At 70.9% G+C, this 6,307-nt stretch carries 4 protein-coding genes; 3 read left to right on the top strand and 1 reads right to left on the bottom strand.

The features are described 5' to 3' along the window. Positions 1-184: 184 nt before the first annotated feature. Positions 185-1,153 (bottom strand): hypothetical protein, encoded by a 969-nt coding sequence (locus ACFYW9_RS20790; RefSeq protein ID WP_351862979.1) that lies wholly within the window; start codon positions 1,151-1,153, stop codon positions 185-187. A 137-nt stretch (positions 1,154-1,290) separates the two neighbouring features. Between ACFYW9_RS20790 and ACFYW9_RS20785 the strand changes: the two genes are divergently transcribed. The 3 genes from ACFYW9_RS20785 (at position 1,291) to ACFYW9_RS20775 (ending at position 6,166) form a co-directional block, all read left to right on the top strand. Further along, entirely contained in the window at positions 1,291-3,915 is a 2,625-nt protein-coding gene (locus ACFYW9_RS20785) for a valine--tRNA ligase (protein WP_389152170.1), read from the top strand. A gap of 338 nt (positions 3,916-4,253) precedes the next feature. Further along, positions 4,254-5,789 carry a folylpolyglutamate synthase/dihydrofolate synthase family protein gene (locus tag ACFYW9_RS20780; RefSeq protein WP_351862981.1) on the top strand — a complete coding sequence of 512 codons (1,536 nt, stop codon included), beginning with the start codon at positions 4,254-4,256 and terminating at the stop codon, positions 5,787-5,789. Positions 5,790-5,794: 5 nt separating this feature from the next. Continuing rightward, positions 5,795-6,166: a DUF4233 domain-containing protein gene (locus tag ACFYW9_RS20775; RefSeq protein ID WP_326787797.1), complete on the top strand. Its 372-nt coding sequence runs from the start codon at positions 5,795-5,797 to the stop codon at positions 6,164-6,166. The last annotated feature ends 141 nt before the right edge of the window (positions 6,167-6,307 follow it).

Below are 6,307 nucleotides of genomic sequence, written 5' to 3'. Positions count from 1 at the left end.
CCCCCCCCCCCCCCCCCCCCCCCCCCCCCCCCCCCCCCCCCCCCCCCCCCCCCCCCCCCCCCCCCCCCCCCCCCCCCCCCCCCCCCCCCCCCCGTCCGGGTGGCTCACCCGGAGCGGTACGACGCCCGCGTGGGGCCCGGCCCGATGGCCGCGCCCCACGAGTCGAGCCCTGCCGCGGGCGACGTCAGACCTTCTGCCGCACGTCCTTGCGGAGCTTCGCGGCGATCTCGGCCGCGGCCTCGGGCGTGCTGCCCTTGCCGGCCATCATGCTCGCGAAGTCGATCGGCATCACGAACCCCAGCGTGCTGTGGTCGCCCCAGATGCAGACCGGCATCGTGAACTCCTTCGGCCCGGCGGCACCCGTGCTCGACGAGTCGTTCTTGACCTTGATCTCCTGGCACTTGAGGACGGCACCGTCGAGCGCGCTCGGCGTGTACGCCTTCGGGCTGCCGATGAGCTCGCCGTCCTTGGTGCCTTCCTTCTCCTGGTTCTTCTTCATGTCGGCGAACATGCTGTCGACGGCCTTCTCCGGGTCGTCGATGGTTCCCCAGACACCGCCGAACGAGATCTGCTTCATCGCCAGCGGGTTGCTCTTGTCGCCCGACTGGTAGGCCGCGTTGACGTCCTTGGGGCTCTTCACGCCCCAGCCCTCGGCGTCCTTCAGGTCGTCCTTGGTCATGCCGCCACCGCTGTCGCTGCTGTCGGTGGACTTCTTGTAGTCGCCACCGAGGACAGAGGCGGGCGTCGTCAGCTTGTGCGGGCCGTCGTCGGCCACGTCGGCGCCGCTGCTGCTGCCGCCGAACATGAGGTACGCGCCCACCGCGATGGCCGCCACCACGGCCACGCCACCGATGATCAGAGCCGTCTTCTTCTTGCCGCCGGACGGCTCGGGCGGCATCGGGACCGTGCCGTAGGGAGGCTGCTGCCCGTAGGCGGGCTGCTGGCCGTACGGGGGAGTCTGCGGCGGGACACCGGGAGCCTGCGGCGGGTAGCCGTAGCCGGGCTGCGCCGGGGGAGCCTGCTGGGGGTAGCCGTAGCCGGGCTGGGAAGCCGGCGGCTGCTGGCCGTAAGGGCCCGGCTGGCCGCCCGGCTGACCGTAGGGTCCGGGCTGCTGGGGCTGCCCGCCGTACGGGCCCGGCTGGTTGTAGCTCATTTCTGGGTTCCCCTCCAGATGCCTTATGTGTTCCTGACATCCTGACGCACAGGTCGGACAACCAAGTCCGCAGGGGGTGCACCGTTACGAAGTAATCCCGTTTCGGGACACGGGCGTGACGCCCCTAAACTGATCCCGTGACCGAGAACGCTCAGCAGCAGCCATCAGAGCCCAACACCGAACTGCCGACCCAGTACGCGCCGGCCGATGTAGAGCGGCCGCTGTACGAGCGCTGGGTGGAGCGCGGCTACTTCGAGGCGGACGCGAAGAGCGACAAGCCTCCGTTCACGGTGGTCATCCCGCCGCCGAACGTCACGGGCAGCCTGCACCTCGGCCACGCCTTCGAGCACACCCTCATCGACGCCCTCACCCGCCGCAAGCGCATGCAGGGCTTCGAGACGCTGTGGCAGCCGGGCATGGACCACGCCGGCATCGCCACGCAGAACGTCGTCGAGCGCGAGCTGGGCAAGGAGGGCAAGTCGCGGCACGACCTCGGCCGGGAGGCGTTCGTCGAGCGCGTCTGGCAGTGGAAGGCCGAGTCCGGCGGGCAGATCTCCGGGCAGATGCGCCGCCTCGGCGACGGTGTCGCCTGGTCGCGCGAGCGCTTCACGATGGACGAGGGGCTGTCCCAGTCCGTCCAGACCATCTTCAAGAAGCTCTACGACGACGAGCTGATCTACCGTGCCGAGCGCATCATCAACTGGTGCCCGCGCTGTCTCACGGCCATCTCCGACATCGAGGTCGAGTACCAGGACGACGAGGGCGAGCTCGTCTCCATGAAGTACGGGGAGGGGGACGACTCCATCGTCGTCGCCACCACCCGTGCCGAGACGATGCTCGGTGACACCGCCGTCGCCGTCCACCCGGGCGACGAGCGGTACAAGCACCTCGTCGGCAAGCTCATCAGGCTGCCGCTGACCGACCGTTCCATCCCGGTCGTCGCGGACGAGCACGTCGACCCCGAGTTCGGCACCGGCGCCGTCAAGGTGACGCCCGCTCATGACCCGAACGACTTCGAGATCGGGCAGCGCCACAACCTGCCCAACATCGCCGTCATGGACGAGCACGCGATCATCACGGTCCCCGGTCCCTTCCAGGGCCTGGACCGTCTCGAGGCCCGTTCCGCCATCGTCGCCGCCCTGCGCGCCGAAGGCCGGATCGTCGCCGAGAAGCGGCCCTACAGCCACTCCGTCGGCCACTGCTCGCGCTGCAAGACCACGATCGAGCCGCGGCTGTCCATGCAGTGGTGGGTCAAGGTCGGCCCGCTCGCGAAGGCCGCGGGCGACGCCGTCCGCGACGGCCGCGTCAAGATCCACCCGCAGGAGATGGAGAAGCGGTACTTCGACTGGGTCGACAACCTCCACGACTGGTGCATCTCGCGGCAGTTGTGGTGGGGTCACCGGATCCCGGTCTGGTACGGGCCGAACGGCGAGATCGTCTGCGTCGGTCCCGACGACGAGGCCCCGACGGGCGAGGGCTGGCACCAGGACACCGACGTCCTCGACACCTGGTTCTCCTCCGGCCTGTGGCCGTTCTCCACGCTCGGCTGGCCCGAACAGACCGAGAGCCTCGCGAAGTTCTACCCGAACTCCGTCCTGGTCACCGGCTACGACATCCTCTTCTTCTGGGTCGCCCGGATGATGATGTTCGGCCTGTACGCGATGGACGGCACCCCGCCGTTCCACACCATCGCCCTGCACGGCATGGTCCGCGACCAGTTCGGCAAGAAGATGTCCAAGTCCTTCGGGAACGCGGTCAACCCGCTGGACTGGATGGACAAGTACGGCAGTGACGCACTGCGGTTCACGCTCGCGCGCGGCGCCAACCCCGGTGTCGACGTGCCGATCGGCGAGGACTGGGTCCAGGGCTCGCGCAACTTCGCCAACAAGATCTGGAACGCCACCCGCTTCGCGCTGATGAACGGCGCGACGGTCGAGGGCGACCTCCCGCCCGCCGAGGAGCTGTCGGCCACCGACCGCTGGATCCTGTCCCGGCTGAACGCCACGGTCGCCGAAGTCGACGCCCTGTACGACGACTTCCAGTTCGCCAAGCTGTCGGACGCGCTGTTCCACTTCGCGTGGGACGAGGTCTTCGACTGGTACGTCGAGCTGTCCAAGACGACGTTCATGGCGGGCGGCGAGCCCGCGAAGGTCTCCGGCCGGGTCCTCGGCGAGGTCCTGGACGTGACCCTGCGCCTGCTCCACCCGATCGTCCCGTTCGTGACGGAGACCCTCTGGACCACCCTCACGGGCGGCGAGTCGGTCGTCGTCGCGGAGTGGCCGAAGGACAGCGGCTTCCGGGACGAGGCCGCCGAGCGGGAGATCGAGAAGCTCCAGCAGGTCATCACGGAGGTCCGCCGCTTCCGCGCCGACCAGGGCCTCCAGCCGGGCCAGCGGGTCCCGGCCCGGCTGACCCTCGACGGGACCGCGCTGGCCCCGCACGAGGCGGCCATCCGCCAGCTCCTGCGCCTCCAGCCGGAGGGCGAGAGCTTCTCGGCCACCGCGACCCTGCCGGTGGCGGGTGCCACGGTCACGCTCGACCTGTCGGGCACGATCGACGTCGCCGCGGAGCGCAAGCGTCTGGCCAAGGACCTCGCCGCCGCCGAGAAGGAGAAGGCCCAGGCCAACGCCAAGCTCGGCAACGAGGCGTTCCTCGCCAAGGCCCCGGACAACGTCGTGGAGAAGATCCGCGGACGGCTCGCCAAGGCGGACGAGGACATCGCCCGCATCCAGGCGCAGCTGGAGCGCCTGCCCGAGGCGTAGCGGCTCGCCCCTGCGTTGGCGAAGGCCCCCGAAACCATCCGGTTCCGGGGGCCTTCCGCCGTGCCGGGCCGACTTTCTTTCGCCCCCTCCGCCCCTGCCCGTCCCGCACCTGGGGGCTGCCGCCCCCAGCCCCCCGCTTCGGCCTGACGGCCTCGTCCTCAAGCGCCGGACGGGCTGAAACTTTCCGGCGCCGGACAGGAAAACTCAGCCCCTCCGGCGATCGAGGAGCGGGGTCCGGGGCGGAGCCCCGGGTACGGGACGGGTAGGGGCGGAGGGGGCGAAAACCCCCATGCGGCCCCACACGCCCCCACACCCCGCCGTCTCCGTAGACTGGCCCCGTGAGCGACCTCCCCCCGCACGACAGCAGCGCGTCCGACGACTCGGAGCGTGATCCGCTCGGTCTCTTCGAGGAGATCGTCGAGGCCGAGACCGACCGCGACCCCGACCTCGCGGTGATCGAGGCCGGCAGCCGTACCCTGCGCACCCAGGGCGGTGGCGACCCGCAGGCCGATGTGCCCGGGCGTCCTTCCGACCCCGAGGTCGACAAGGCGCTGCGCGAGGTGGAGGCCGAGCTCGCCACCCGCTGGGGCGAGACCAAGCTGGAGCCCTCCGTCAGCAGGATCGCGGCGCTGATGGACATCCTCGGCGAGCCGCAGCGCGCGTACCCCTCGATCCACATCACGGGCACCAACGGCAAGACCTCCACCGCCCGCATGATCGAGGCGCTGCTCGGCGCCTTCGACCTGCGCACCGGCCGCTACACCAGCCCCCACGTGCAGTCGATCACCGAGCGGATCAGCCTGGACGGGGCGCCGATCCCCGCCGAGCGGTTCGTCGAGACGTACAACGACATCAAGCCCTACGTCGAGATGGTCGACGGGCAGCAGGAGTACCGGCTGTCGTTCTTCGAGGTGCTGACCGGCATGGCGTACGCCGCCTTCGCCGACGCGCCCGTGGACGTCGCCGTCGTCGAGGTCGGCATGGGCGGCAGCTGGGACGCCACGAACGTCATCGACGGGGACGTCGCCGTGGTGACCCCCATCGACCTCGACCACACCGACCGGCTCGGCGGGACACCCGGCGAGATCGCCACCGAGAAGGCGGGCATCGTCAAGCAGGACGCCACCGTCATCCTGGCGCAGCAGCCGGTCGACGCGGCCCAGGTGCTGCTGAAGAAGGCTGTCGAGGTCGACGCGACGGTGGCCCGCGAGGGCCTCGAATTCGGTGTCGTGGGGCGCCAGATCGCGGTCGGCGGGCAGCTGCTCACGCTGCGCGGTCTGGGCGGCGAGTACGAAGAGGTCTTCCTGCCGCTGCACGGCGCCTACCAGGCGCACAACGCGGCCGTGGCGCTCGCCGCGGTCGAGGCGTTCTTCGGCGTCGGCTCGGCGCACGCCCAGCGGCTCGACATCGACACCGTGCGCAAGGCGTTCGCCTCGGTGACCTCTCCGGGCCGCCTGGAGATCGTGCGCCGCTCGCCCACCGTGGTGCTCGACGCCGCGCACAACCCCGCGGGTGCCCGCGCCACCGCCGAGGCGGTGAGCGAGGTCTTCGACTTCAGCCGGCTGATCGGCGTCGTCGGCGCGAGCGGCGACAAGAACGTACGGGGGCTGCTCGAGGCCTTCGAGCCGATCTTCGCCGAGGTCGTCGTCACCCAGAACTCCAGCCATCGCGCGATGGACGCGGACGAGCTCGCCGGGATCGCCGTCGAGGTCTTCGGCGAGGACCGCGTGCAGGTCGAACCGCGGCTCGACGACGCCCTGGAGGCCGCGATCACGCTCGCCGAGGAAGAGGGCGAGTACGCGGGCGGGGGCGTCCTGGTCACCGGATCCGTCATCACGGTCGGCGAGGTCCGACTGCTCCTGGGGAGGGGCTGACTCTCGTGCGTACGCTCTGTGCTTCCACGCTGATCGGCGAGTTCTTCGTCATCGGCTTCGCCGGTCTCGTCGCCATGAAGGAACCCGATCTGTCCACGGCCACGGTCTGGACGGTCTGCGGGGTCCTGATGGCGCTGAGCGTGCTGCTGTGCGGCATGATCACGCGGCCCGGCGGTGTCCAGCTCGGCTGGGCGCTCCAGATCCTGCTGATCGCCGGCGGGTTCGTCGTGCCCTCGATGTTCATCCTCGGCGCGGCCTTCGCCGCCCTGTGGTGGGCCTCCGTCCACTACGGCCGGAAGATCGACGAGGCCAAGGCCAGGTTCGCCGCGCAGGCGCAGGGCCCGGCGCAGGGCGAGCCGGGCGGCAACCCGGCGTAGCCGGGCGCGGGCGGGTGCCGGCGGCGAGCCGTCCCCGCTCCTGCCCCTCCGCTCCTGTCCCTCCGTCACCGGCTCGCGGGCACCCGCCCGTACCCGGTGGCGCAGGGAGGAGCCCGCGCCGCCCCGTGAGGGGCCGTGGTA

It is taken from the genome of Streptomyces sp. NPDC002698 (assembly GCF_042888945.1).
GTDB lineage: Bacteria > Actinomycetota > Actinomycetes > Streptomycetales > Streptomycetaceae > Streptomyces.
The sequence above is the reverse complement of the archived record's forward strand: the minus strand, read 5'-3'. Positions and strand labels throughout refer to the sequence as shown.

What these genes read in the sequence shown, in the direction of transcription:
- ACFYW9_RS20790 (WP_351862979.1), bottom strand. Translation starts at nt 1,153, where the DNA reads ATGAGCTACAACCAGCCGGGCCCGTACGGCGGGCAGCCCCAGCAGCCC.